This window comes from Psychrobacillus soli, from assembly GCF_006861775.1.
GTDB classification, from domain to species: domain Bacteria; phylum Bacillota; class Bacilli; order Bacillales_A; family Planococcaceae; genus Psychrobacillus; species Psychrobacillus soli.
This window is the reverse complement of the sequence record NZ_VDGG01000007.1, coordinates 41919-66824: the sequence shown is the minus strand read 5'-3', so window position 1 is coordinate 66824 and position 24906 is coordinate 41919. Positions and strand designations below refer to the sequence as shown.

The following is a 24906-nucleotide window of genomic DNA, read 5'->3' as shown; positions in this document are numbered from 1 at the left end:
TCTGGACACAATTACGCCGGAGCATAATTGATTCTGCAAAAATAATTGAAAGAAATGATGCCTTTCGTCATAATAGAGTAAAAATGACCCGTGTAAAGGGGAGAAAAAAATATGCACTATAAACGAAAAGAATCCTTCCGCTATACCTTTACTGAACCATGTAAAGCGACTTTTCGATTAATAAAAGATGCAAATGGACTTTCCGAAAAAGAAATATCCAAAAAAGGTATTTGCGAAATTATCGATATCAGTCCACATGGTGTGAAAATTTTTACCGAATTTTCCATTGCAATCGATAAACAAATTCATGTAGAACTCAATTTTACATTAGACGAGTCGCCGATTGATTTGATAGGTGAATTTGTTTGGTCACATCGCAAAATAAATGGATATGAGTATGGTATTAACTTTCCGGAGGATACTAATACGGAACAACTAATAATTAATGAACTAAAAAGTTTACGCAGAAAATCGATAAACGTTCAAAAGTAAAGAATATTACACAGTTCGACAAAAAATAAATAAATTCTTAAAAGTAAGAAGGATATTTCAGGTGGGATGTTGAATCATATATATAGAGTTAAATTTAAAGGAGGAGTTTTCATGCTAAACTTTAACATTCGTGGGGAAAATATTGAGGTAACTCCTGCAATGCGAGAACATGTTGAAGGGAAAATTGAGAAAGTAGACCGTTACTTCAACGAAGAAATCGAGGCAACAGCCAATGTCAATTTAAAAGTGTACAATGACAAGCAAACGAAAGTAGAAGTAACGATTCCTATGAAAAATTTAACACTACGAGCGGAAGAACGCCATTCAGATATGTATGCTGCTGTTGATCTTATCGTAGACAAGCTAGAAAGACAAATACGTAAATATAAAACAAAAGTAAATCGCAAATTCCGTGAACGTGAAGGGGTCGCTACATTTTTTGCCACAATAGACGCACCAGATGCCCCTGTAGTGCAAGCGGACGAAGAAGCATATAATATCGTACGTACAAAACAGTTCGATTTAAAACCAATGGACCAAGAAGAAGCAGTATTACAAATGAATATGCTAGGGCATAATTTCTTCATCTTCACCGATGCTGAATCAAATGGAACTAACATCGTTTACAAGCGTAGAGATGGCAAATACGGCCTAATCGAAACAAACTAACTACACTAACTCCCCTCGAACTTGAGGGGAGTTTTTTCTGCTTGACGTCTCACTCCAAGTAAACTTGGCATTTTTAACAATTGATTGCTTTCATCATCAATTTGGTTGCTTTCGGAATAGAATTGATTGCTTTCAATGACTGATTTGTTGACCTAAACCATTTTCTGGATGCACACATGTGAAAAGCTGCGTAATATTTGGTTTTAGCTGAGACTTCGCAGGCGTACGTCTAAGCCGCGGTGCAGCCTCATCTCTTACCCGGTGGAAAGTGACCTACTGCAGCGAAAATCATAGCGTTCACTTCTTATGGCGCATTATCTCTAAAGTGTAAAACAGTAAATATAGCGCTTTTTTCTATCTCTTTTAGCATCTGTATTGCCAATTGTAAATTTGCTTATTTGCGTGACTTTCTATCGAATGGTAAAATGGGGAGTAAGACTAAATGGGAAGTGAATATAAATGCTTGGTGTATTGAATAAAGTATTCGATTTAAATAAACGAGAAATAAAACGATTAGAAAAAATTGCGGATAAAGTTGAAGCACTAGCTAACGAGATGGACGCAAAATCAGATGAGCAATTAACAGCAAAAACAGAAGAATTTCGTGCTCGTTATGAAAAAGGAGAAACATTAGACCAATTACTACCGGAAGCATTTGCAGTAGTGCGTGAAGCGGCTAAGCGTGTACTTGGTATGTACCCTTTCCGCGTACAAATTATGGGGGCGGCTGCTCTTCATGAAGGTAATATCGCAGAGATGAAAACAGGGGAAGGAAAAACCCTTACTTCTACCATGTCTGTCTATTTAAATGCGATTCCAGCACTTGGAGCACATGTTGTAACGGTCAATGAATATTTATCTAGCCGTGATGCTGCAGAAATGGGACAACTGTATAATTTCTTAGGCTTATCAGTAGGACTGAATTTAAATTCATTGTCAAAAGAAGAAAAACGAGAAGCATATGCAGCGGATATTACGTATTCGACGAATAATGAGCTTGGATTTGACTACTTGCGCGATAATATGGTGTTGTACAAAGAAGATAAGGTACAACGTCCTCTTCATTATGCCGTAATTGATGAAGTCGATTCCATTTTAATCGATGAAGCAAGAACGCCTTTAATCATTTCAGGGCAAGCAAATAAAGCAGCATTATTGTACAAGCAAGCAAATGCCTTTGTCCGAACACTCATTATAGAAACAGACTATACGTATGAAGAATCTACAAAAGGCGTTACGTTAACGGATGTTGGGGTAGAAAAAGTTGAAAAAGCGTTTAATATTGATAACTTATTTGATTTAACACATGTTCGCCTAAATCATGCGATCAATCAATCATTGAAAGCCCATGCTTCGATGCATTTAGATGTGGACTATGTTGTACAAGAAGGGGAAGTTGTGATCGTCGATTCGTTCACTGGTCGTCTGATGAAAGGACGTCGCTATAGCGATGGTCTGCATCAAGCGATTGAGGCAAAAGAAGGTTTAGAAATTCAAAATGAATCGATGACTATGGCAACTATTACGTTCCAAAACTTTTTCCGTATGTACGATAAATTATCAGGTATGACTGGTACTGCAAAAACAGAGGAAGAGGAATTCCGCAATATTTATAATATGAATGTTATTGCGATTCCAACAAACCGTACGATTGCAAGGGATGACCGTGCAGATTTAATCTATGCTTCGATGTCAGGGAAATTTGAAGCAGCTGCTGCAGATATTGCAGAACGAAACAAAAACGGCCAACCTGTTTTAATCGGTACAGTTGCAATTGAAACGTCTGAAATTATTTCCAAATTGTTAACAAAACATGGGATTAAGCATAATGTATTAAATGCGAAAAATCATGAGCATGAAGCGGAAATCATTGCAACTGCAGGACATTTAGGTTCCGTCACAATTGCTACAAACATGGCTGGTCGTGGTACTGATATTAAACTTGGAGACGGTGTTCTAGATGCTGGCGGTTTAGCAGTAATTGGTACGGAGCGACATGAGTCACGCCGAATTGATAATCAGCTACGTGGACGTGCTGGTCGTCAAGGAGATCCAGGGGTGACACAGTTCTACCTTTCGATGGAAGATGAGTTAATGCGTCGTTTCGGTTCAGACAATATGCGTAATATGATGGCTAAACTTGGCATGGATGATTCGCAACCAATTCAATCGAAAATGGTTTCCCGTGCAGTAGAATCAGCGCAAAAACGTGTAGAAGGTAATAACTTCGACTCACGTAAACGTTTATTGCAATATGACGATGTTTTGCGTCAGCAACGTGAAATTATTTATAAAGAGCGTAATGAAGTGTTAGAAACAGAAAATATGCGTGCACTTGTGGAATCGATGATTTTTGGTGCAATCGATCGTTTAGTAGGTTCTAATACTGCTTCAGACAATAAAGCTGAGTGGAGTTTAAAAGGAATAGTTGACTACGTACAAGCGAATTTATTGCCAGAAGGTATTATTACACTAAAAGACATAGAAAACTTATCTCCAGAAGAAATAATTGAAAAATTAAAAGAAGAAGTAATTCGTTTCTATGATGCAAAAGAGGAAGAAATGACTCCAGAGCGTATGCGTGAATTCGAAAAAGTTGTATTACTTCGTTCGATTGACTCTAAATGGATTGATCATATCGATGCAATGGATCAGCTTCGTCAAGGTATCCATCTACGCGCATACGGACAAACAGATCCACTTCGCGAATATCAAAGTGAAGGGTTTGCTATGTTCGAAGCAATGGTGGATTCTATCCAAGAAGACGTTGCAAAATATGCAATGAAAGCAGAAATCCGAAACAACCTAGAACGGGAAGAAGTAGCAAAAGGGCAAGCGGTAAATCCAAAAGAAGAAGGATCAGCTGTTAAGAAAAAACCAGTCCGTAAAGATGCAATAATAGGTCGAAATGACTTATGCCCATGCGGAAGCGGAAAGAAATTTAAAAATTGTCACGGAGCAGTGTGATAATCTAGAAAGTCGGAGGAATAAATAATATGGTAGAAGTAGCAGTAGTACGCAATGAATTGGATAGAACAGCAGGGAAACTAGAAGACTTTAGGGGGTCTCTTTGACTTAGAAAACAAAGAGGTTCGTATACAAGAATTAGAAGAGTTAATGACATTTCCTGACTTTTGGGACGATGCACAAGCTGCTCAAAAAATAATTAATGAACTAAATGCATTGAAAGCTATTGTAGAACAATACAATGATTTAGTATCTACGCAAGAAAACTTAGAAATGACGCTTGAACTTATTAAAGAAGAGCCAGATGAGGAATTACAAGAAGAACTTGGCACGGAGCTAAAAGAGTTCACTTCAGCACTTAGTGACTTCGAATTACAATTATTATTAAGCGAAGAATACGACAAACATAATGCCATTTTAGAATTGCACCCTGGTGCTGGTGGTACAGAGTCTCAAGATTGGGGTTCTATTTTACTTCGTATGTATCAGCGTTGGGCCGATAAACGCGGGTTTAAAGTGGAAACGCTCGATTATTTACCTGGCGATGAAGCGGGTATTAAATCGGTCACTTTGCTTATAAAAGGGCATAATGCGTACGGTTATTTGAAAGCAGAAAAAGGTGTCCATCGTCTTGTGCGTATATCACCTTTCGATTCATCAGGTCGCCGTCATACATCTTTCGTTTCTTGCGATGTCATGCCGGAATTCACTGATGAGATTGAGATTGAAATTCGTACGGAAGATTTAAAAATAGACACATACCGTGCAACAGGTGCCGGTGGTCAGCATATTAATACGACCGATTCAGCAGTTCGTATTACGCATGTACCGACGAATACGATTGTTACTTGCCAGACCGAACGTTCACAGATTAAAAACCGTGAGCATGCGATGAAATTATTGAAATCGAAATTGTATCAATTGAAAATCGAGGAGCAAGAAGCACAACTTGCAGCAATCCGCGGTGAGCAAAAAGAAATTGGATGGGGAAGTCAAATCCGTTCTTATGTGTTCCACCCATACTCAATGGTAAAAGATCACCGTACGAATGAAGAAAGCGGAAATGTGCATGCAGTCGTTGATGGCGAATTAGATCCATTCATCCATGCATTCTTACGTTCACGTATAAATTAATAGGCCAAAAACCCCTAATGTTTAAACTAACATTAGGGGTTTTTATTGACTAAAAATAGGACTGTGATGGGATTCAAGCATTAATGAAAAGGGAACAGCTGTAGCGTATAGAATAGAAAAACTTGAAAGTTAGCAGGAATGACGGTTCAGACTCTAGAAACATATAGTAAGAAAATAAAAGAGGTGTAGAAGGAGGATGGTATGAACATAAAAAAGTCGAAATTAAAAATAGCAATAATAGGTGCTATTGTAATTGCATTCACATTGGGAATTTATGTATTCTTTATTCATGGAACGAGACAACATGTAGACTGGCTCAGAGTAAGTAATGTAGTAGTTTCAGAAGATGCTATTGTTATAAGTGCTTTTAATCCATACAGCGAAAGAATGGTCAGCGGATATGACTATTATGTAAAATATAAAACAGTATATGTAAAACCTAGGGCAAAAATAGTTTTTAGATTGGAATCATTTGTAACTGAAAATATTGTGATTAATGATGATTTCTCAAATATTAATAAAATCATTTTTGTAGGTAAAAGCAGCCAAAATAAAACGATCTGGAACAAAGAAGATTAATATTAAGTACCTCTACTAAAGGAGAAATAGGCAAAAGTTATTTGTTTTATTTCATGAATGGACTGGAGTCTTGATGGGGAAAATATTATCAGTATGTTAAAATTTTATAAACAATAAAAAAACTCATTGAAATGTTCCTCTATGAGCCTCTTAACTTATTTAAATTAAGCATTATATTTACCATAATGCTTTTTGAAGAATTTTTGATTGTCCACTAGTATACGAGAATTTAATAAAAAGAGCTTATAGGTATAGAATATTAAAATGCTTAGACTTAACTTGGAACTTTTTTTGTGAAGTTTTTCGGAGTATTACAGATATGTTACTGGTGCCAGGCACCAGTAACATATCTGTAATACTTTAGTTGGTTAAAACGGTGCTGTGTTGAAGTTCACAAATTTTCTTTCTGTTGTTATACTAGTGCAATCAATGACGACGAGAGAGGATATTCGATGGAAACTAATCACAGACTACATAAAGAACTACCTCCAATTGTGGAGCATATGAAAGATTATTTGTACGTAATTATTGGTGCTGCTATTATTGCTATTGGTTTTAATGTTTTTTTATTGCCAAACCAAATTGCTTCTGGTGGCGTGAGCGGAATCAGTACTATTTTAAAAGGCGTTTTTGGTTGGGAACCGGGAATTGTGCAATACGCTTTTAATATTCCCCTATTTATCGCGGGTTTAATCTTTTTAGGTGCAAAATTCGGTATTAAGTCATTTGTTGGAACATTGACTTTGCCAGCAGTCGTTTTAATAACTGCTAGTTGGGAACCTTGGACAAGTAATCCATTATTAGGAGCATTGTTTGGAGGTATCGCAGTTGGACTTGGCTTAGGAATAGTATTTCGTGGTGGTGCTTCTACTGGAGGAACGGATTTGGCGGCCCAAATTATTACGAAATATACAGGCTTTTCACTCGGTACAAGTGTGTTAATGATTGATGGTTTAATTGTTATTAGTGCTGCGTTCGTTTTTGATATTGAAAAAGCACTTTATGCATTAATAGCTTTATTTGTGACGACGAAAACAATCGACATTGTACAATTAGGTTTTAGCCAATCGAAAATGATTTATATTATTACGAATAAACAGGATGAAATAAGAGATGCTATCTATAAAGAGATAGATCGCGGGGTGACAAAACTACCTGCTTTTGGTGGATATACGAATAAAGAAAGACCTATTTTAATGGTGGTGGCCTATCAGACAGAGTTCACAAAACTGAAACATATCATTAAGACGATTGATCCATCAGCTTTTGTCATTGTTTCTGATGCGTATGAAGTGCTTGGCGAAGGTTTTAAAAGGTATTAACTTTGGTATAATAATGAATGTAGTTCAAATTACGTTGAGGGAGGTAATAGTAATGAACAAAAAACTATTAGCTGTAATATTTGGAGCTGGATTAATGTTAGCTGCTTGTGGCGGTGGCAATGACAAAGCAACTGAAACGGACACAACAACTGACAAAGGGACAACTACTGAAACAACTTCAGTGGATGCAGAGAAAATCGTTAGTGCAAAATGTATTAGCTGTCACGGTGGAAATTTAGAAGGACAAGGTAGCTTCCCAGCTCTTAATGACGTTGGATCTCGTTTATCTGAAGATGAAATTTTAAATGTTATTGAAAATGGTAGAGGGGCTATGCCAGGTGGACTTGTAACTGGCGAGGAAGCTCAAGAAGTAGCTGCATGGTTAGCTGCTAAAAAATAATAAGTAAGAAAAATCAGTTGCTCAAACCGGGCAACTGTTTTTTTATTAAACGCAATATAAAGCTTTGTTAGATCACCGCTATGATTTCCGCTGCTTCGCTTTTTGGTGCAAAAAACATCGGCTATTCTGGCTAGAGTCTCCTCCTTCCCCCTAGTTGTCGTCGTCTCAATCCAAGTAAACTTGTTATTTTAAGAATAGGTTGCTTTCATCGGTAATTTGGTTGCTTTGCGCATAGAATTGATTGCTTTCAATGACCATTCTGTTGCCCTAAGCTATTTTCTGGATTAACTGCATAATAGTTGGTTTTTAGCGAGTGTTTTCTTTTTAAAATAGTTGTTATGCTTCCAATAATTTCCGCATATTCTTCCGAAAAAAGTAAAAAAACAATATCTTTCGCCAAAAAAATCGATTAATAGATTTTCTACAATTTTTTAATGAAAAGTAGAAAATTTTAAAAGAAAAGAAGGGTTTCGACCGAACAATGTAGAAAAGAAGAGAGGTAGGTCATTTGTATGAAGGTATTTTTTCTTATTTTTCGTGAAAAATTAATCGAACCATCGAATTTTCCCCTAATATTACCTATAAAATGAAATCTAATTGTAACAAACAAAGAAGCGTCTAATGTTATAATAGGCATGTCGCATTTTTAATTAAACGAAACTAATTAGGTGGTTTATAAATGATTGAAATGAAAAATGTCTACAAAAAGTATCCAAACGGTATCGTTGCTGCAAATGGAATTGATGTAGAAATTAAGCAAGGTGAATTCGTATACGTAGTCGGGCCAAGTGGTGCAGGTAAATCGACATTCATCAAAATGATGTATCGAGAAGAACGACCAACATCGGGTGATATATTCATCAACGGTACTAACTTATCGACATTAAAGAACAGTAAAGTTCCTTATTTAAGAAGACAAATAGGTGTAGTCTTTCAAGACTTTAAATTACTGCCACGTCTAAATGTGTATGAAAATGTCGCATTTGCATTAGAAGTAATTGAAGAAACGCCTAAAGTGATACGAAATAGAGTAATGGAAGTATTAGAATTAGTAGGTCTAAAACATAAAGCAAGAATGTTTCCTACGGAGCTTTCAGGTGGAGAACAACAACGTGTGTCTATTGCTCGGTCAATTGTCAATACACCAAAGCTTGTCATTGCAGATGAGCCAACTGGAAATCTTGATCCAGACACATCTTGGGAGATTATGAATATATTCGAAGAAATTAATGCTCGAGGAACTACAATTATAATGGCAACACATAATAGAGAAATTGTTAATACCATTAGACACCGTGTGATCGTTGTTGAGGGTGGATTAATCACTCGAGACGAAGACAAAGGAGAATACGGTTATGAAAACTAGAACAGCAAATAGACACTTCAGAGATAGCTTAAAAAGTATCAGTCGAAATGGATGGATGACCTTTGCTTCGGTTAGTGCAGTAACTGTTACGCTACTATTAGTCGGCGTATTCGTCATGATTATGATGAATTTAAACAAAATTGCAGATGATTTGGAAAGAGATGTAGAAATTAAAGTAATTGTCGAATTGACAGCGGATGAAGCTTCTATTACTGCATTAGAAGAAGAAATTAAAAATACACCAGGTGTAGCAGAAGTACAGTATTCGCCAAAAGAAGATGAATTAAATAAATTAGTAATGGATTTCGGGGAAGATTTGCGTTTATTTGAGCAACAAAACCCTTTACATAATGTATTTTATGCAAAAGCAGCAAATCCGCAAGAAACAGAACAGGTAGCTAAGAAAATCGATCGTTTAGATAACACATTCGAAGTGAAATATGGAGAAGGAAAAATTGAAAGACTATTTTCTTTCTTGAACACTAGTAGAAATGTAGGGTTAGTACTCATACTAGCGCTATTATTTACAGCGATGTTCTTAATATCTAATACGATTCGCATTACGATTGTTGCAAGACGAAGAGATATTGAAATTATGAAACTTGTTGGAGCGACAAATTGGTTTATACGTATTCCTTTCATACTAGAAGGAATGTGGCTAGGAATTCTAGGTGCAATTATTCCAATCACGCTCGTAACAACACTCTACTACAATATTCATAAAGTAGTAGCACCGAAACTTGCACAAGGAAACTTATTTGAACTGCTCGACTTTTCACCATTCATCTATCAAGTGAATGCGTTGATTTTATTGATGGGCGTACTGATAGGTGTCTGGGGAAGTTTCATGTCAGTAAGAAAGTTTTTGCGTGTATAAAAAAGAATGATGAAGGTAATTTGAAAGGAGCAAGAAGTTTTGAGAAAACAGTCTAAATGGGTGCTACGCGTCTTTGCGTTAGCTACTACTTGCGCGCTTTTATTCACAGGACCAAGTGCCCTTGCTAATTCATTGAACGATTTAAAAGATCAACAAAAAGAACTCGAACAAAAGAAAAATTCGATAAACTCAAGCATCAAAGAAACAGAAGGTAAGATAAACGAAAACGTCTCTAAAATCGAACAGATAATGGCTCAAATTCAAGCGCTAGACACGGAAATCATTACGACAGAAGATAAAATCTCCAAAGTGTTAAAAGAAATAGAGTTAACAACGACAGAAATTGAAAATTTACATGCCTCTATTGCAGAGTTAGAACGCAAAATTGAAGAACGTGATGAGCTATTAAAAGAACGAATCCGTGCAGTACAAGTTAGCGGAGGTTCCGTCAGTTATTTAGACGTTTTACTAGGGGCAAATAGTTTCATCGATTTTATCGATCGCTTCTCCGCTGTAAATACATTAATGGAAGCCGATCGTACGATTTTGAAAGAACAAGCAGATGATAAAAAGCAACTAGAAGAACAAAAGGCAAGCTTAGAGGAAAAATTACAACAACAAGAAGCAAGTAAAACTGAGCTATTAAATTTAAAAGCTTCTTTAGACAATCAAAAAGCATCTAAAGGAAATTTAGTTGATCAATTAGAAGCAGAGCAACAAAAATTACAAGCTGATAAAGAAGTAATGGAAACAGAGTATGATGAAGTATTAAATTTAAGTGAAGAAGTGACAAGTAAAATTGTTGCAGAACAAAAACGCCAAGCAGAAATTGCACGAAAACTAGCAGAAGAGAAAAAACGTAAACAAGCGGAAGAAAGAAAACGTCAACAATCTGCAAGTGGATCTTCTACAGCAATTCCAGCAGTATCTTCTGGAGATTGGACAAGACCTACAGGAGGCAGACTTACTTCCGGTTATGGATATCGAATGCACCCTATTTATGGAAAAGGGAAAATGCATTACGGAATCGACTTTGGAGCTCCGACTGGAACTCCAGTAGTTTCAGCGGCTGATGGTGTCGTTTCTTATGCTTCTCCACTTAGTACATATGGAAATGTGATTATGGTAACCCATTCAATCGATGGCCAAACGTTCACTTCTTTATATGCACATTTAAGTAGTATTAAAGTAAGTGTAGGACAAGCAGTATCAAAAGGCGATACAATTGGTGCTGTTGGGAATACAGGGAATTCTACTGGACCACATTTACACTTTGAGATTCATATTGGAACATGGAGTGGTATGTCGAATAACTCGGTAAATCCATTACGATATATTTCTTTATAATTTCATACTAAGACGCCTATCCAATCTTTGGAGGGCGTCTTTCTTTTGTCGCAATCAATAAATTAGTATACAACTGTGCATTCAGTTTATAATAAGAGCGATGACGTATTGAAAAATGTGTTGATGGAGGCACGCTGTGATGAAAAAAATAATAGGCTTATTAATTGTAGGTTGCTTAGTCGCAATTGCTACAATTTCCTTTGTAAGAAACAATATAGACGAAACAGAAGCATTTGCAGGAGAACAAATGGGAACCGATATGGCAGCAAACCCTGCAAACGAAGGAATTGGTCACGGGGATCGTGCTCCAAACTTTACGCTTACAACGCTTGATGGAGAAGAAGTGACACTTTCCGACTATCAAGGAAAAAAAGTGGTGCTAAACTTTTGGGCAACTTGGTGTCCTCCTTGTAAAGCCGAAATGCCTCATATGCAAAACTATTATGAAGATATGGCAGAACAAGAAAATGTGGAAATTTTAGCTGTTAACTTAACGAGCTCAGATGTTGGCATCGAGAAAGTAGAACTCTTTAAAGAAGATTATGGACTTAGTTTTCCTATTCCTTTAGATGAAGAAGGAGATGTTGGAAAAACGTATCAAGCAATTACGATTCCAACAACTTACATGATTGATACTACCGGGACGATTCAAAATAAAATAGTTGGACCTATGGATGAACAGATGCTTACAGACTATGTAAGCAATTTAAAATAAGTACCGATTTTTGGGCAAGTATTAAACTTCGCTTTTCACACATATATTAGTGGAAAAGTAGGAGGTTGAACTTGCGCAAAAGTCGGATTTTTTTATATGTGTTGTTATTTATTATTTTACTCGGATTCGTGTATTTTTGGTTTGGAAAATCTTCTAGCTCCGTTTCAACAGGGGTTAGTAATAGTCAAGTGATTGACGAAGCATTTCAATTAATCAAAAAAGAGGCGGTGTTTTCAAAAAATGAGAAGCTTTTAGTCGAGGGTGCTATTCGGGGAATGACCGAAGCGTTAGAAGATCCGCATAGTACGTATTTGACAAAGGAAGAAGCGGAGAACCAAGAAGCATCACTAGCAGAAGAACGTGTTGGGATTGGTGTAGAAATTATGCAATCAGCAGGGAAATTTATCGTCGTTGCACCGATAAAAGATTCCCCAGCTTATAAGGCAGGATTGAAGTCACAAGATGAAATTGTTAGGGTGAATGAGGAAAGAGTAGACGGAAAAACGATGGCTGAGCTTGTTCAATTATTAAGTGGAGACAAGGGAACGACGTTGAAAATGACGATTTATCGCGCAAGTGAAAATCGCCATGTAGAGTTACATATGAAAAGGGATATAATTGCAATGCACACGGTTTCAAGTGAAATATATGAAGTGGATGATCATTCCATCGGGATTGTTACTATTTCATTATTTGGCGAAAAAACCGGGGAAGAGTGGGGAAAGCAAACAAAATCCTTAGTAGAGCGTGGTATTGACGGACTAGTCATTGACGTCAGGGGAAATCCTGGTGGCTACTTATTTAGTGTTTCTTCTGTCATTGGTACGTTAATGAAAAATGGAACGACTTTTGCATATATGCAAAATGCCAAAGGTGTCTTAGAAATGTTAAACACAGAAAGTAATGAGGCCCCTTATTTAAATAAAGTACCTACTGTTCTATTGCAAAATGGTGGAAGTGCATCGGCGAGTGAAGTATTAGCAGGAGCACTTAAAGATAATAATCGAGCGCTAATCGTAGGAGAAACTAGTTTCGGTAAAGGGACGGTACAAGAGACACATCCATTATCAAATGGTGGCAAGCTGAAAATATCCACCCATAAATGGCTAACACCAAAACAAGAATGGATTCATCATAAAGGGATTGAAGCAGATTTAAAAGTAGAACAAGAAGAATTATTTGCAATGGACCAAAAATACTTAAGCGGAGAATTCCGAATGGGCGATTACGGGGAAGAGATTAAATATGTCCAACAAGTGTTAAGTGCGCTCGGCTATAATATCGGCAGAGAAGATGGCTATTTTGACGAAGGCACAGAAGATGCGATCGAAAATTATCGACAAGAAAGAAGTTTAGGTGAGGGGAGCGAAATAAACGGCGCTTTATTTCAATCTTTAACGGAAACAGTTTCGGAATATAAAGCTAAAAAAGAAAATGATAAGCAATTACAAGTGGGTATCGGCTATTTAATACATGATATAAAAAAATAAGACTATACGAAAATCCTATACGCAAAAGGCTCCTCGTTTGTTACAATAATAGGAAGGATATGTGCAAGCGAGGAGGATGCGTATGGTAGAGGAATTATTAATCGAAGTGGTTAAAGGAATCGGACGGTTTTTCCTTCATCCAGCAATATATATTACGGTCCTTTTCTCTATTTTAATCGGTTACTATCGTGTAAAACGAGAAAGAAGACAGTTGCGAACACGAATTTTATGGGGATGGACAGAAGCAAAGCGACTTGTGATTGATGGATACATATGGGCAATCATTTTATCAGTCATTAGTGTCGGAATTGGACTTGTAATGCCAACTCCATGGTTATACATATTTAGTGCGTGGATGGTTTTGATTGTTTTGTTGTTTATGTATCAAGTTGGTTCTGCCATTTTCGCAATTGCTTTAAGTGTAGCTACGTTGTATATAATTGATGTATATAACTGGTCGTTCAATATATTTTCATGGAAATTAACTGGACTTAATATAATGGATGAAGCAATTGTCCCAATCGCGATTTTAGCAGGATTGTTACTAATTGCAGAAGGGGCGCTCATTCAAAAGCACGGTGCAAGCCATGCTTCTCCGCGGTTAGCAGATACCGCTCGTGGCATTGAAGCGATGGAATATATAACGAAACGATTATGGTTATTACCGGTTTTACTCGTTATTCCAGGTGATGTGATTAGTTCGTATATTCCATATTGGCCTCAATTTACGTTAGGAGAATCTACTTTTTCCCTTGTGTTATTTCCATTCGTAATAGGATTCCAACAGAAAAGTAGACATACTCTACCGGCTCACTTTTTTCCTAGATATGGGAAAAAGGTTTGGCAGCTTGGAATTATCGTGACAATCATTGGGGCGGTTGGCTATGTAATGCCCCTCATTAGTGCAATTGCTATCGCACTCGCTGTATTAGCTAGACTACTCATTACTTATATTGAATATAAGAAAGAGACGTCTGGATCGTTTGCGGTGTCTCCACAGTCAAATGGTGTTATGATAGCAGCAGTACTTTCTGATTCCCCAGCAGAAAAAATGGGGCTTCTCATCGGAGAACGTATTGTGAAAGTGAATGGACAAAAAGTGACGAACGAGCAAGAATTATATGAAGCAGTACAAATAAATGCAGCGCATTGTCGCTTAGAAATATTGGATTTCAGCGGTGAGCTTCGTTTACGTCAACATATTTTGTTTAGACATGATCATTATCGACTAGGGCTGATCCTAGTAAGGTAGGAGAATTTATGGAAACATTATCTTTATCAACACAAATAATACTAGCCATTTTTGCACCTGCACTACTTGTTATTCTTTTTACACGCATCACGTTTAATCATTATGTGGCGCTAGTATTGACAGTCGCATTATTCGCAGCTTCCGTACAAGCTGGATATACGCACAGATGGTGGATTTATCTATTAGATGCAGCATCACTAACTGTAGGATTCTGGTATTCTACTAAAAGTAAGAAACCAAAGAAAAAATCCGTCTCTTGAGGCGGATTTTTTCTGTATGTGTGGAAATAGTGAGTGCAGCTAATCAAATCGCAAGATAAGGAGGCAGAATCGCAAGATAGACTTGGCAAATCGCAAAATAAGCCCTCCGAATCGCAAGATCCAGGTGAATCGCAAGATAGAGTCCCAGAATCGCAAAATAAGCCCTCCGAATCGCAAGATAGACCCGGCAAATCGCAAGATGCACCCTCGAAATCACAAGATCCAGGTGAATCGCAAGATAGAGTCCCAGAATCGCAAAATAAGCCCTCCGAATCGCAAGATAGACTCGGCAAATCGCAAGATGCACCCTCGAAATCACAAGATCCAGGTGAATCGCAAGATATAGACCTAGAATCGCAAAATAGACCTTGCAAATCGCAAGATCCACCCTCCAAATCACAAAATGATGTAATCAACAATCAAAATATCAAACTATATACGGCTAATACCCCAATTGTCCCTAAAACAACAACCATCACATTAGAAAAAAGAATAGCTAAAGTAAAGGCGACGACCGTTCCGATGAATCCGAACAAAAGATTCCCTTCTTGGACATATAAAATAGCAGGGAATATTAATGCTCCTAAAACTGCGAATGGGATATTGCGTAACACACCAGAAACAACTGGTGGTAATTCTTTTCCTTCTAAAAAAGTAAGCGGGATCGCCCGAGGAATATATGTAACTAGTGCCATGCCCAGTAATGTCCACCAATACCATGCTCCCATTTATTTAAGCTCCTTTCAGCTGCCCAGCAATACGCTTACGCTTTTCATGCTTAGCATAAATAATTTCTACAAAAATAGAGGATGCTAATGTTGCAACTAAAATGGACCATCCTGTTGATAAAACCCCGGTCCAAAAGAAAAATCCATTAATAGCAGCGGCAATCAGTGCAAGCATGACTACTTTTCGATTTCCGCGCATGGACGGTACGAGCAAACCTACAAACATCGCGTATAATGCAATGGACATCGCAGCTTGTAAAAATTGCGGTAGATTTGCGCCAATCACATGTCCAACAGCAGTGAATACAACCCAACTGCTATAAGCAATAAAGGCGACACCAAATGCAAAGGCTGTTCCAATCTTTGCCTCTTTTCTCGTCGCGAGTACAGAAAAAGATTCATCTGTAATGCCGAAAGCGTAAATTCCTTTAATCCATCTTTTTTCGCTCTGCATCTTTTCATTGAGTGCAGCCGTCATTAAGAAGTGACGTATATTAAGGACAAATGTATTTAAAACGATTAAAATAGGGTCAACCCCTTTTGAAATTAGCGTTAAAGACATGTATTGTGATGCTCCCGCATAAACGAAAATACTCATCGCAGTAGCTTCCCAAATGGACAGACCTGATGTTTTGGCAAGTAAGCCGAATGTTAATGCGACTGGGAAATATCCGATTGCAATACTTAACCCTGCTTTTAAACCTAAAACAAATGAATTATTATTCAACAATAGTCACCACCTAAAAAATCATAATAGACAAATTATACTATAACTGAATAGTTTTATGAATAAGAAATATGGGAATAGTATAAACATACATATGTTGGAGGAGAGTAACATGTTTGATTGGTTTTCAATGGATACGTTTACAAATTTAACGCAGGATTATCGTGCGCTAGGACCGATAATCGGTATCCTTTTACCCTTTTTAGAAGCTTTTTTGCCGTTTTTACCGTTAATTGTGTTTATCGTAGCCAATGTAACGGCCTATGGGTTACTCTTTGGATTTTTACTTTCTTGGGCGGGTTCCGTTCTAGGTGCATATACAGTCTTTTTAGTTATTCGAAAATATGGACGAGCACGTGTACTTGGCTTTGTAACAAGACATGAAAAGATTCAAAAATTAATATTATGGGTAGAGAGGAATGGATTTGGTCCACTTTTTTTACTTATATGTTTTCCATTTACTCCCTCTGCACTTGTGAATATTGTTGCTGGTCTTTCCAATATGAAGAAGAAGACGTATTTGTGGACGGTTACTTTGGGTAAGCTAATCATGATTTTCATCGTTAGTTTTATCGGTTCGGATATTAAAGCACTTATTACCCAGCCGATTCGAACAACGATTGTGGTCCTCATTATTATCATTCTATGGTTTGTCGGAAAAAGAGTAGAGAAGCGAATTGAAAAAAAGGTTGAGGCAGATTTACATAACTTTCCGAATGACAGAAAGATAATGAAAGAAAGGAGATAAATTTGAGTAAAACGAAAAAAGAAATAATAGAATGGCTTATAGCTTTAGCCATTGGATTTGTAGTCGTTTTGTTCGTTCGATCGTTTTTAGCAACAAATTATGAAGTTGTTGGAGAGTCAATGATGCCAACACTTCATGATCATAATCATGTTATCATTAGTAAAATAACAACGATTAAGCGAATGGATATTGTTATTTTTCATAGTGATGAAAAAGAGGATTATGTGAAACGTGTCATTGGATTGCCTGGCGATATCATTACTTATGAAAATGATGAATTATTCATAAACAATCAAAAAGTGGAAGAGCCATTTTTGAGGTCATATGAACCTTATATGAATACCGAAACAAATTTCACGGAGGATTTTGAGTTGCTAGAGCTAACTGGTAGTAAAACCGTCCCACCGGGCAAGTTATTTGTTTTAGGAGATAATCGAATTTCCAGTTTAGATAGTCGCTATTTTCATTTTGTTGATAAAAAAGAAGTCATTGGTGAAGTAAAACTAATTTACTGGCCAATTTCTGATTTTAAGGTGAATTTTCGTTCCGAATAATTTCCTTCCCTATTGGATGTTTTGTACAATAGAGTAAAGGGGTTATTCGGATTTTTTCTTGAAAGGAGTTTAGTTCATATGTCATTACGAATCATCAGTGGACGATCGGGAACAGGGAAGACCACATTGATGCAACAAGAAATTGTACATAAGTTAGAAAAAAGCCCGATTGGGGATCCGTTATTTTATATTGTGCCCGACCAAATGTCCTTCTCCAGTGAATACGATCTCGCGGCTGGAGCAGGTTTAAAAGGGTTAATACGTGCACAAGTGACGACATTTAAACGGTTAGCTTGGCGTGTACTACAAGAAACGGGTGGCATAGCAAAAGAAGAAATAAGTGGGTTCGGGTATCGCATGCTTATCCGAAGTTTACTAGAAGACCATAAAGAATCGTTTACATTATTTAATAGAACAGCAACAAAACGAGGCTTTACCGATCAAATAGAAGGACTCATGAAAGAATTTAGTCGCTACTGTTTAGACCATGCAACAATGGCAAATGCATTACATCAATTAGAAGCAGTCCAAGCACCTAAAACACTTCTCGATAAATCAGCTGACCTTATGCTAATGCTCGATTTGATGGAGCAAAAACTAGGGACAAGCTATATCGACGGGGAAGGGTATTTAACGCTGCTTGCCTTGAAAATAAAAGACTCCAGTTTGCTTGAAAAAACAGAACTTTACATCGATGGATTTACAACATTTACATCGAGAGAATTAGAAATTATCCAAGCATTAATGAAACAAGTAAAGCGTATTACAATCGCGCTTCCAATGGAGACACTTATTGATGCGCAAGACGAGCAATCGTTATTTTATCAGCCTGCAAATACTTGCGCCAGATTACTAGAAATGGCCCAAGCGGAACAGGTGGAAATAGAAGAAATTGTACATCAATTAGAACAAAAAAGATTTGTATCGAAAGAGCTTGCCCATATCGAGGCAAATTTTGATCAGTTACCACCGGCAGAGATGAAAATTGAAGGTAAGTTGCGAATAACGGAAGCGGCAAATAAACGAGCAGAAATTCATGCGATTGCAAGACAAATAAGGGAAATGATGCAACAAAAAGAAGTGCGTTATAACGAAATGGCCATTTTGCATCGAGATGCCGGAAGCTATGAAGGACTAATCGAAACAATTTTCCCGCAATATGATATTCCTGTGTTTATTAGTCAAAAAAAATCAATGTTGCATCATCCATTAATCGAGCTGAGTAGAACGGTTTTAGAAGTCATTCGAACTGGTTGGAAATATGAACCGATGTTCCGAGCGATTAAAACCGATTTATTTTTCCCATTAAACGCTTCTAAAAGTAAGTGGAGAGAACGGACTGATCGACTCGAAAATTTCGTTCTGTCATTCGGTATATACGGGGATAGATGGTTTGATACCAGACGATGGGTATATAAAAAATATCGTGGTTTAGAATTTTACTCGAAAGTGCAAACCGACGAGGAATTGAGCATGCAAGCAGATTTGCATGCAGCCCGTGATATAGTCGTCGGGCCTTTAAAAAACTTTGAGGACACCCTTGCACAAAGTAAAACAGGCTTGGAAATTGCAACCGCAATATTTACATTGATGGAGTCGCTCCAAGTATATGAGAAACTGCAAGTATTAAAGCAGGCAGAAGAAGAAAGCGGTCAATTACTACTTGCCACAGAACATGAACAAGCTTGGAATGAATGGGTGAATGTACTCGATCAATTCGTCTTAATGTTTGGTGAAAAAGAGATGACTGTAGAAGAAGCGGCGAAAATTTTAGACGAGGGTTACGATCAACTAGCATTTTCACGTATCCCACCAACAATTGATCAAGTAACCGTTGCAAATGTCGATATTGCACGTTTAACGAATATAAAAGCCATGTTTGTTATTGGGATGAACGATGGTGTATTCCCGAAACGAATGGATCATGAAGGTTTATTGTCCGATACAGAACGTGAATGGTTTTCGCAAGTAGGATTTGAGTTAGCGCCAACATCGAAAATGCGATTACTCGATGAAAATTATTTAGTATATAAAGCATTTGTCACAGCTTCCGATTATTTAGCGGTTTCGTATTCAATTGCAGATAGCGAAGGAAAAGCACTGCTCCCATCGATGTATATTAAAAAACTCCAACAAATGGTCACGGATGTAGAGATAGAGCTAGCTGTAATGGATCCAACTGATCACACGGATGTAGCATTCGATCTCCAATCGATTAGTCATCCAAGGACGACATTACCATATGTTGTCACGCAACTTCGAAAAGCACTAGAAACGGGGCAATTACCAGCAGTTTGGCAGTCGGTTTATCACTATTATTTGGACGATCCATATTGGTCTACCATTTTAAAGCGCGTTGTGAAACCTTTAATTCATGGCAATGAAACAGAAAGACTCCCGCAAGAAATTACATCCGCTTTATATGGAGAAACGATGATCTCCAGTGTTTCTCGTGTAGAACGATATTATAGCTGTCCATTTGCCCATTATGCGGCATATGGATTAAAGCTAGAAGAACGAGCGGAATATCGTCTAGAAGCCCCGGCGATAGGGGATCTATTCCATGCTGCCCTAAAATGGATTGCTGATGAAACATCAAGACTTGGTTTAACGTGGGCAGATCTTTCAAGAGAACAATGTAGCAAGCTTTCTAAACAAGCGGTCGATCAGATTGTGCCAGTATTCGTGCATCAATTGTTATTAAGTACAAATCGTTATCGATATATTCAGCGAAAACTAGAGCAAATAGTGGCATCCACCCTTTACGCACTGAGCAAACATTCCAAAGTATCGACTTTCGTACCAATCGCAATTGAAGCTGGTTTTGGTCCAGGAGAAGATTTACCTGCACTTGAAATACCTTTAAAGCGCGGACGAAAAATGCAATTACGTGGGCGAATTGACAGAGTAGATGCATCCAATGTAAATGGTAATCTGTTCGTTCGGATTGTCGATTATAAATCTTCTCGTAAAGGGATTGATTTGAACGAAGTGTATTACGGACTATCGCTTCAAATGCTCACTTACTTAGATGTAGCGATTGAAAATGCGGATATTTGGTTGCATGAAAAGGCAGAGCCAGCAGGGGTTTTATATGTGCATATGCATAATCCTTTTATTAAGACGCAAAAGGAAATGAATGACGCAGAGTTACAAGAAGAGATTTATAAATCCTATAAGATGAACGGATTACTGCTTGATGATCCAGATATAATTATGGAAATGGATGAACAAATCGAAGGATTTTCCAAAATCATTCCGGTACGTATGAACAAAGATGGAAACTTGTCTAAATCATCCTCAAAAGTAGTGGAGCCGGAGCAGATGAAACTTCTTCAATCGTTTGTCCGTAAAAGACATGAACAAGCTGGTAATGGGATGAATGCAGGAGATACACGTGTTTATCCGTATCGCTTGAAAGACAAAATGCCTTGTACGTACTGTGCGTATCGAAGTGTTTGCCAGTTTGACCCACAAGACCCGGCGCAACCTGTACGCAACTTAAAAATAGAACAACCAGATATGGTGACTGACAAAATTCGAAAGGAGATGGGTACAGATGAACATACCTGAAATGCCAGCCGAGTTAACATGGACACCTGCTCAGTGGAAAGCAATATGGGCAACCGGTTCAGACGTCCTAGTATCTGCAGCAGCGGGCTCGGGGAAAACGGCTGTCCTCATCGACCGACTCATCCAAAAAGTCATTGCGAAAGAAAATCCGATTAACGTCGATGAGTTATTAGTCGTAACATTTACTAATGCATCTGCTGCGGAAATGCGCCATCGAATGGGAGAAGCACTTGAAAAAGCAATTGCACTCGACCCAACGTCTACCCATTTACGCAAGCAGCTAAGTCTATTAAGTAAGGCACAAATATCCACACTGCACTCATTTTGCTTAAATATAGTAAAGCAATATTCGTATATGCTCACGATCGATCCCGGATTTCGTATTGCAAATGAAGCAGAGGCAGCACTTATACGGGACGATATATTAGCCGAAGTGTTAGAAGAAGCATATGAAGTAGAAAACCCAGAAGCGATGTACAAACTGTCAGACAGTTTCACATCGGATAGAGATGATCAGTCCATTGAGACGATGATTGAAAAGTTATATACATATGCACGAGTACATCCGGAACCCAAAAAATGGTTACTTGCGATACCTGAAGCATATACATTACGGGAAGATATAACGATAGATGAACTTTCTTTTATCGGACCTTTGAAACTCGCAATCATTTATCATTTGGAAGAAGCAATTGCCGTATTGGAAGAAATTCGAATGTTAGCGAATATGCCGAATGGTCCCGCTCCACTTGCGGATACTGCTGTAAAAGATCAGGAGATGATTGGAGAAGCCATCCGCCTCATGAAAATGAGTTCTTGGCAAGATGTATTCCATTATTTTGGGAGTATGTCATGGGTGAAAGCAGCATCTATCAAAAAAGATTCATGTGACGAAGCATTGAAAAAACAAGCAACAGCTAAACGAACGAAAGTGAAGAAAATAATAAATGATTTAAAAGACAATTATTTCACGAGAACACCCGTCCGTTTACTTGAAGAAATGAGACTGATGGCACCGCAATTACAAACTTTAGTCGATCTTGCCATTACATATGGGGAAAGATATACCGCTGCCAAAAATGATAAAGGATTAGTCGATTTTTCCGACTTGGAGCATTATGCGCTAGACATATTAACCGAACACGATGAAAATGGGCAACTCGTACCGTCAGAAATCGCAAAGGAATATCAGGTACGATTCAAAGAAGTACTGACAGATGAGTACCAAGATGTCAATTTACTACAAGAAACAATTTTACAATTAGTGAAAAGTGGCGATGAACGTACAGGTAATATGTTCATGGTTGGGGACGTAAAACAATCCATCTACCGATTCCGCTTAGCAGAGCCGATGCTATTTCTAGGAAAATACCTTGCATTTAGCGACATGCCGAAAGGTTCTGGCGTGAAAATCGATTTGAATGCAAACTTCCGAAGCCGCAAAGAAGTACTACACGCGACGAACTATATTTTCCAGCAAATTATGGGGGAAAAAGTAGGGGAAATAAATTACGACGATGATGCTTCTTTAAAGCCGCAAGCACCGTACAATGAAGCGATCGCTCCAGTCGAGTTAGCACTTTTATATGAAGTAGAAGATGGAAGCATAGAATCGTTAGAAGAAGACGACATGTTAAATGCCGAGGAAGAGTTAAAGAAATCACAAGCGGAAGCTCGTTATATTATTTCCAAAATTAAAGAAATGATGGAATCTGGAGCAACTGTATATGATCCTTGGAAAAAAATAAGTCGCCCTGTCGCGTATAGCGATATCGTCATATTAATGCGCTCGATGACTTGGTCACAAGAAGTGACGGACCAATTTAAAGAAGCGGGTATTCCGTTATATGCGGAGCTTTCAAAAGGGTATTTTGAAGCGATTGAAGTGCTTATTATGCTCCATACACTCCGAACAATTGATAATCCGTACCAAGATATATCACTCGCATCGGTTCTTCGTGCACCTTTTGTCGGACTGACTGAATCGGAACTTGCAACGATTCGTCTTGCTGCACCGAAAGAGCCTTTTTATGAAGCTTTGAAAGTATTTGTAGCGACTGGTGGTGCCGGGATTTCAACGGAAACTGGAGAAAAGTTACAACGATTTTTACTGCAATTTGAGGATTGGCGGAATATGAGTAGACGAGGTTCTCTTGCGGATTTGATTTGGCGAATTTATTTGGATACGCATTATTACGAAATGGTTGGGTCCATGCCAAATGGAATGCAAAAGCAGGCGAATTTACGCATTTTACACGACCGTGCAGTGGAATATGAAAAAACGTCTTTCCGTGGGTTATTCCGCTTTTTGCGCTTTATTGAGCGTATGCGAAGACGGGGGGATGATTTAGGAGCTGCACGTGCGATGAGTGAGAAAGAAAATGTCGTACGACTCATGACGATTCACGCTTCAAAAGGATTAGAATTTCCGGTTGTATTTTTAGCTGGAATGGGAAGACCATTTAACCAAATGGACTTTAATGAACCATACTTATTTGACCAATCATTTGGACTTGCGGTAAAAGCCATTGATCCAGAAAAGCGAATATCGTTTACCTCATTGCCGTTTTTATCCATGAAAGAGAAGAAGCAAATGGAATTAAAAGCGGAAGAAATGCGCGTTTTATACGTAGCGATGACGAGAGCAAAAGAGTATTTATACCTTACAGCGTCTATTAAAGATTTGGCTAAGACGCTCGCTAAATGGGAAGACGCCCAAGCACTTTTACCAAACGAAATGCTTCCGGAATACGTTCGTGCTAAAGCAAAAAGCTATTTAGATTGGATAGGACCTGCAATTGCAAGACACGCAAATTATGAGCAGTTAGCAGACGTAATCGAAGCAAATATGGTCGAAAGTGATTCGAAATGGCGAATTGTTGCAAAGTGTGTCGATGAGCTGAAATTGTCGACAGAAACAGAAGTGAAAGAAAAGCATTCCATCGACCAACTGATTGACGAGAAAAAAGCGACTGTTTTGGCACAAGTGAAAACACGCTTTGACACAATGTATCCTTTTGCACTCTCCACACAGAAACGATCGAAACAAAGCGTTAGTGAAATGAAAAAAATACAGCAACTGATGGCAAGAGAAGAAGATGCCTATTTTGAGCAGACAATAACTGCAAAAGGCCTATCAAGAGTTGCGAAGCGTCCGTTCTTTTTACAACAAGAAGCGAAACTAACAGGAGCGGAAGTCGGAACAGCCGTCCATGCATTTATGCAAAACGTCGATTTGATGGAAGTAAAAACAACCGAACAAGTACTGGCATTCGCAAGTGAGCTTTACGAGCGTGAAATTTTAACAAAAGCAGAGCAAGCAGCGATTAATCCCGAGAAAATGGTAGCATTCTTCCATTCGAACATCGCCGAAAGACTACGTGTCGCAAAAGAAGTGATGAGAGAATTCCCGTTTACTTATGCAATGGAAGATGAAGAGGGAGATAAGCAAATTATTCAAGGGGTTGTCGATTGTTTAATTTTAGAAGAAGACGGACGCTGGGTTTTACTAGATTATAAAACGGATCGTGTACAACATTTAGTAAACGATGAAACATTGTTACAGCAAGAAATGAATAATCGGTATGCTATCCAATTATCTATTTATGCGCAAGCAATTGAATCCATTATGCAAGTGGAGATTAAAGAAAAGATACTTTATTTATTTGATGTAAACAAAACGGTATCGATATAGGAGGAAATTAGG

The 24906-nt window shown here is 37.9% G+C and carries 20 protein-coding genes; 18 read left to right on the top strand and 2 right to left on the bottom strand.

Annotated elements, in window-relative coordinates:
• Positions 1-111 precede the first annotated feature (111 nt).
• The 14 genes from FG383_RS04715 to FG383_RS04650 all read left to right on the top strand — a co-directional run bounded on the left by FG383_RS04715 (position 112) and on the right by FG383_RS04650 (position 14870).
• Positions 112-492: a PilZ domain-containing protein gene (locus FG383_RS04715; RefSeq protein ID WP_142605702.1), complete on the top strand. Its 381-nt coding sequence runs from the start codon at positions 112-114 to the stop codon at positions 490-492.
• Between the two features lie 111 nt (positions 493-603).
• The gene (gene hpf / locus FG383_RS04710) at positions 604-1161 is read left to right on the top strand and encodes a ribosome hibernation-promoting factor, HPF/YfiA family (protein ID WP_142605701.1); all 558 of its coding nucleotides are present in this window, start codon (positions 604-606) and stop codon (positions 1159-1161) included.
• 459 nt (positions 1162-1620) lie between these two features.
• Positions 1621-4128 carry a preprotein translocase subunit SecA gene (secA, locus tag FG383_RS04705; protein WP_142605700.1) on the top strand — a complete coding sequence of 836 codons (2508 nt, stop codon included), beginning with the start codon at positions 1621-1623 and terminating at the stop codon, positions 4126-4128.
• A 29-nt stretch (positions 4129-4157) separates the two neighbouring features.
• Positions 4158-5262 (top strand): peptide chain release factor 2 gene (gene prfB / locus FG383_RS04700; protein ID WP_142605699.1). Its coding sequence is split into 2 segments (ribosomal slippage): positions 4158-4232 and positions 4234-5262, totalling 1104 coding nucleotides; the frame shifts between segments, so codons are not numbered across the junction.
• A gap of 201 nt (positions 5263-5463) precedes the next feature.
• Positions 5464-5841 carry a hypothetical protein gene (locus FG383_RS04695; protein ID WP_142605698.1) on the top strand — a complete coding sequence of 126 codons (378 nt, stop codon included), beginning with the start codon at positions 5464-5466 and terminating at the stop codon, positions 5839-5841.
• A gap of 452 nt (positions 5842-6293) precedes the next feature.
• The gene (locus tag FG383_RS04690; protein WP_142605697.1) at positions 6294-7163 is read left to right on the top strand and encodes a YitT family protein; all 870 of its coding nucleotides are present in this window, start codon (positions 6294-6296) and stop codon (positions 7161-7163) included.
• A gap of 52 nt (positions 7164-7215) precedes the next feature.
• Positions 7216-7563 carry a cytochrome c551 gene (gene cccB / locus FG383_RS04685; RefSeq protein ID WP_142605696.1) on the top strand — a complete coding sequence of 116 codons (348 nt, stop codon included), beginning with the start codon at positions 7216-7218 and terminating at the stop codon, positions 7561-7563.
• Between the two features lie 679 nt (positions 7564-8242).
• Entirely contained in the window at positions 8243-8929 is a 687-nt protein-coding gene (ftsE, locus tag FG383_RS04680; protein ID WP_142605695.1) for a cell division ATP-binding protein FtsE, read from the top strand.
• Complete coding sequence (gene ftsX, locus FG383_RS04675; protein WP_142605694.1) at positions 8919-9806, top strand: permease-like cell division protein FtsX; 888 nt, start codon at positions 8919-8921, stop codon at positions 9804-9806. The genes ftsE and ftsX overlap by 11 nt, the downstream gene beginning before the upstream one ends.
• Before the next feature lie 39 nt (positions 9807-9845).
• Complete coding sequence (locus FG383_RS04670) at positions 9846-11153, top strand: murein hydrolase activator EnvC family protein (RefSeq protein ID WP_142605693.1); 1308 nt, start codon at positions 9846-9848, stop codon at positions 11151-11153.
• 139 nt (positions 11154-11292) lie between these two features.
• Positions 11293-11868: a redoxin domain-containing protein gene (locus tag FG383_RS04665; RefSeq protein ID WP_142605692.1), complete on the top strand. Its 576-nt coding sequence runs from the start codon at positions 11293-11295 to the stop codon at positions 11866-11868.
• 71 nt (positions 11869-11939) lie between these two features.
• Positions 11940-13358 (top strand): S41 family peptidase, encoded by a 1419-nt coding sequence (locus tag FG383_RS04660; RefSeq protein WP_142605691.1) that lies wholly within the window; start codon positions 11940-11942, stop codon positions 13356-13358.
• 82 nt (positions 13359-13440) lie between these two features.
• Entirely contained in the window at positions 13441-14610 is a 1170-nt protein-coding gene (locus FG383_RS04655) for a PDZ domain-containing protein (protein WP_142605690.1), read from the top strand.
• Between the two features lie 8 nt (positions 14611-14618).
• A complete protein-coding gene (locus FG383_RS04650; RefSeq protein WP_142605689.1) occupies positions 14619-14870 on the top strand; it encodes a CsbA family protein in 252 nt (83 codons plus the stop codon).
• Between the two features lie 419 nt (positions 14871-15289).
• Here FG383_RS04650 and FG383_RS04645 read toward each other — a convergent pair whose 3' ends face one another.
• Entirely contained in the window at positions 15290-15598 is a 309-nt protein-coding gene (locus FG383_RS04645; protein ID WP_142605688.1) for an AzlD domain-containing protein, read from the bottom strand.
• 4 nt (positions 15599-15602) lie between these two features.
• Positions 15603-16325 carry an AzlC family ABC transporter permease gene (locus FG383_RS04640; protein ID WP_142605746.1) on the bottom strand — a complete coding sequence of 241 codons (723 nt, stop codon included), beginning with the start codon at positions 16323-16325 and terminating at the stop codon, positions 15603-15605.
• Positions 16326-16437: 112 nt separating this feature from the next.
• On the opposite strand from FG383_RS04640, the gene FG383_RS04635 reads away from it, so the two are divergent.
• The 4 genes from FG383_RS04635 to addA all read left to right on the top strand — a co-directional run bounded on the left by FG383_RS04635 (position 16438) and on the right by addA (position 24894).
• Positions 16438-17073 (top strand): TVP38/TMEM64 family protein, encoded by a 636-nt coding sequence (locus FG383_RS04635; protein ID WP_142605687.1) that lies wholly within the window; start codon positions 16438-16440, stop codon positions 17071-17073.
• A gap of 2 nt (positions 17074-17075) precedes the next feature.
• Positions 17076-17627 carry a signal peptidase I gene (gene lepB / locus FG383_RS04630; protein ID WP_142605686.1) on the top strand — a complete coding sequence of 184 codons (552 nt, stop codon included), beginning with the start codon at positions 17076-17078 and terminating at the stop codon, positions 17625-17627.
• Positions 17628-17705: 78 nt separating this feature from the next.
• A complete protein-coding gene (addB, locus tag FG383_RS04625) occupies positions 17706-21200 on the top strand; it encodes a helicase-exonuclease AddAB subunit AddB (RefSeq protein ID WP_142605685.1) in 3495 nt (1164 codons plus the stop codon).
• On the top strand, positions 21187-24894 hold the full coding sequence (gene addA / locus FG383_RS04620; protein WP_142605684.1) for a helicase-exonuclease AddAB subunit AddA: 3708 nt from the start codon (positions 21187-21189) through the stop codon (positions 24892-24894). The genes addB and addA overlap by 14 nt, the downstream gene beginning before the upstream one ends.
• Positions 24895-24906: the final 12 nt, after the last annotated feature.

What these genes read in the sequence shown, in the direction of transcription:
- FG383_RS04715 (WP_142605702.1), top strand. Translation starts at nt 112, where the DNA reads ATGCACTATAAACGAAAAGAATCCTTCCGCTATACCTTTACTGAACCA.
- hpf (WP_142605701.1), top strand. Translation starts at nt 604, where the DNA reads ATGCTAAACTTTAACATTCGTGGGGAAAATATTGAGGTAACTCCTGCA.
- secA (WP_142605700.1), top strand. Translation starts at nt 1,621, where the DNA reads ATGCTTGGTGTATTGAATAAAGTATTCGATTTAAATAAACGAGAAATA.
- FG383_RS04695 (WP_142605698.1), top strand. Translation starts at nt 5,464, where the DNA reads ATGAACATAAAAAAGTCGAAATTAAAAATAGCAATAATAGGTGCTATT.
- FG383_RS04690 (WP_142605697.1), top strand. Translation starts at nt 6,294, where the DNA reads ATGGAAACTAATCACAGACTACATAAAGAACTACCTCCAATTGTGGAG.
- cccB (WP_142605696.1), top strand. Translation starts at nt 7,216, where the DNA reads ATGAACAAAAAACTATTAGCTGTAATATTTGGAGCTGGATTAATGTTA.
- ftsE (WP_142605695.1), top strand. Translation starts at nt 8,243, where the DNA reads ATGATTGAAATGAAAAATGTCTACAAAAAGTATCCAAACGGTATCGTT.
- ftsX (WP_142605694.1), top strand. Translation starts at nt 8,919, where the DNA reads ATGAAAACTAGAACAGCAAATAGACACTTCAGAGATAGCTTAAAAAGT.
- FG383_RS04665 (WP_142605692.1), top strand. Translation starts at nt 11,293, where the DNA reads ATGAAAAAAATAATAGGCTTATTAATTGTAGGTTGCTTAGTCGCAATT.
- FG383_RS04655 (WP_142605690.1), top strand. Translation starts at nt 13,441, where the DNA reads ATGGTAGAGGAATTATTAATCGAAGTGGTTAAAGGAATCGGACGGTTT.
- FG383_RS04650 (WP_142605689.1), top strand. Translation starts at nt 14,619, where the DNA reads ATGGAAACATTATCTTTATCAACACAAATAATACTAGCCATTTTTGCA.
- FG383_RS04645 (WP_142605688.1), bottom strand. Translation starts at nt 15,598, where the DNA reads ATGGGAGCATGGTATTGGTGGACATTACTGGGCATGGCACTAGTTACA.
- FG383_RS04635 (WP_142605687.1), top strand. Translation starts at nt 16,438, where the DNA reads ATGTTTGATTGGTTTTCAATGGATACGTTTACAAATTTAACGCAGGAT.
- addB (WP_142605685.1), top strand. Translation starts at nt 17,706, where the DNA reads ATGTCATTACGAATCATCAGTGGACGATCGGGAACAGGGAAGACCACA.
- addA (WP_142605684.1), top strand. Translation starts at nt 21,187, where the DNA reads ATGAACATACCTGAAATGCCAGCCGAGTTAACATGGACACCTGCTCAG.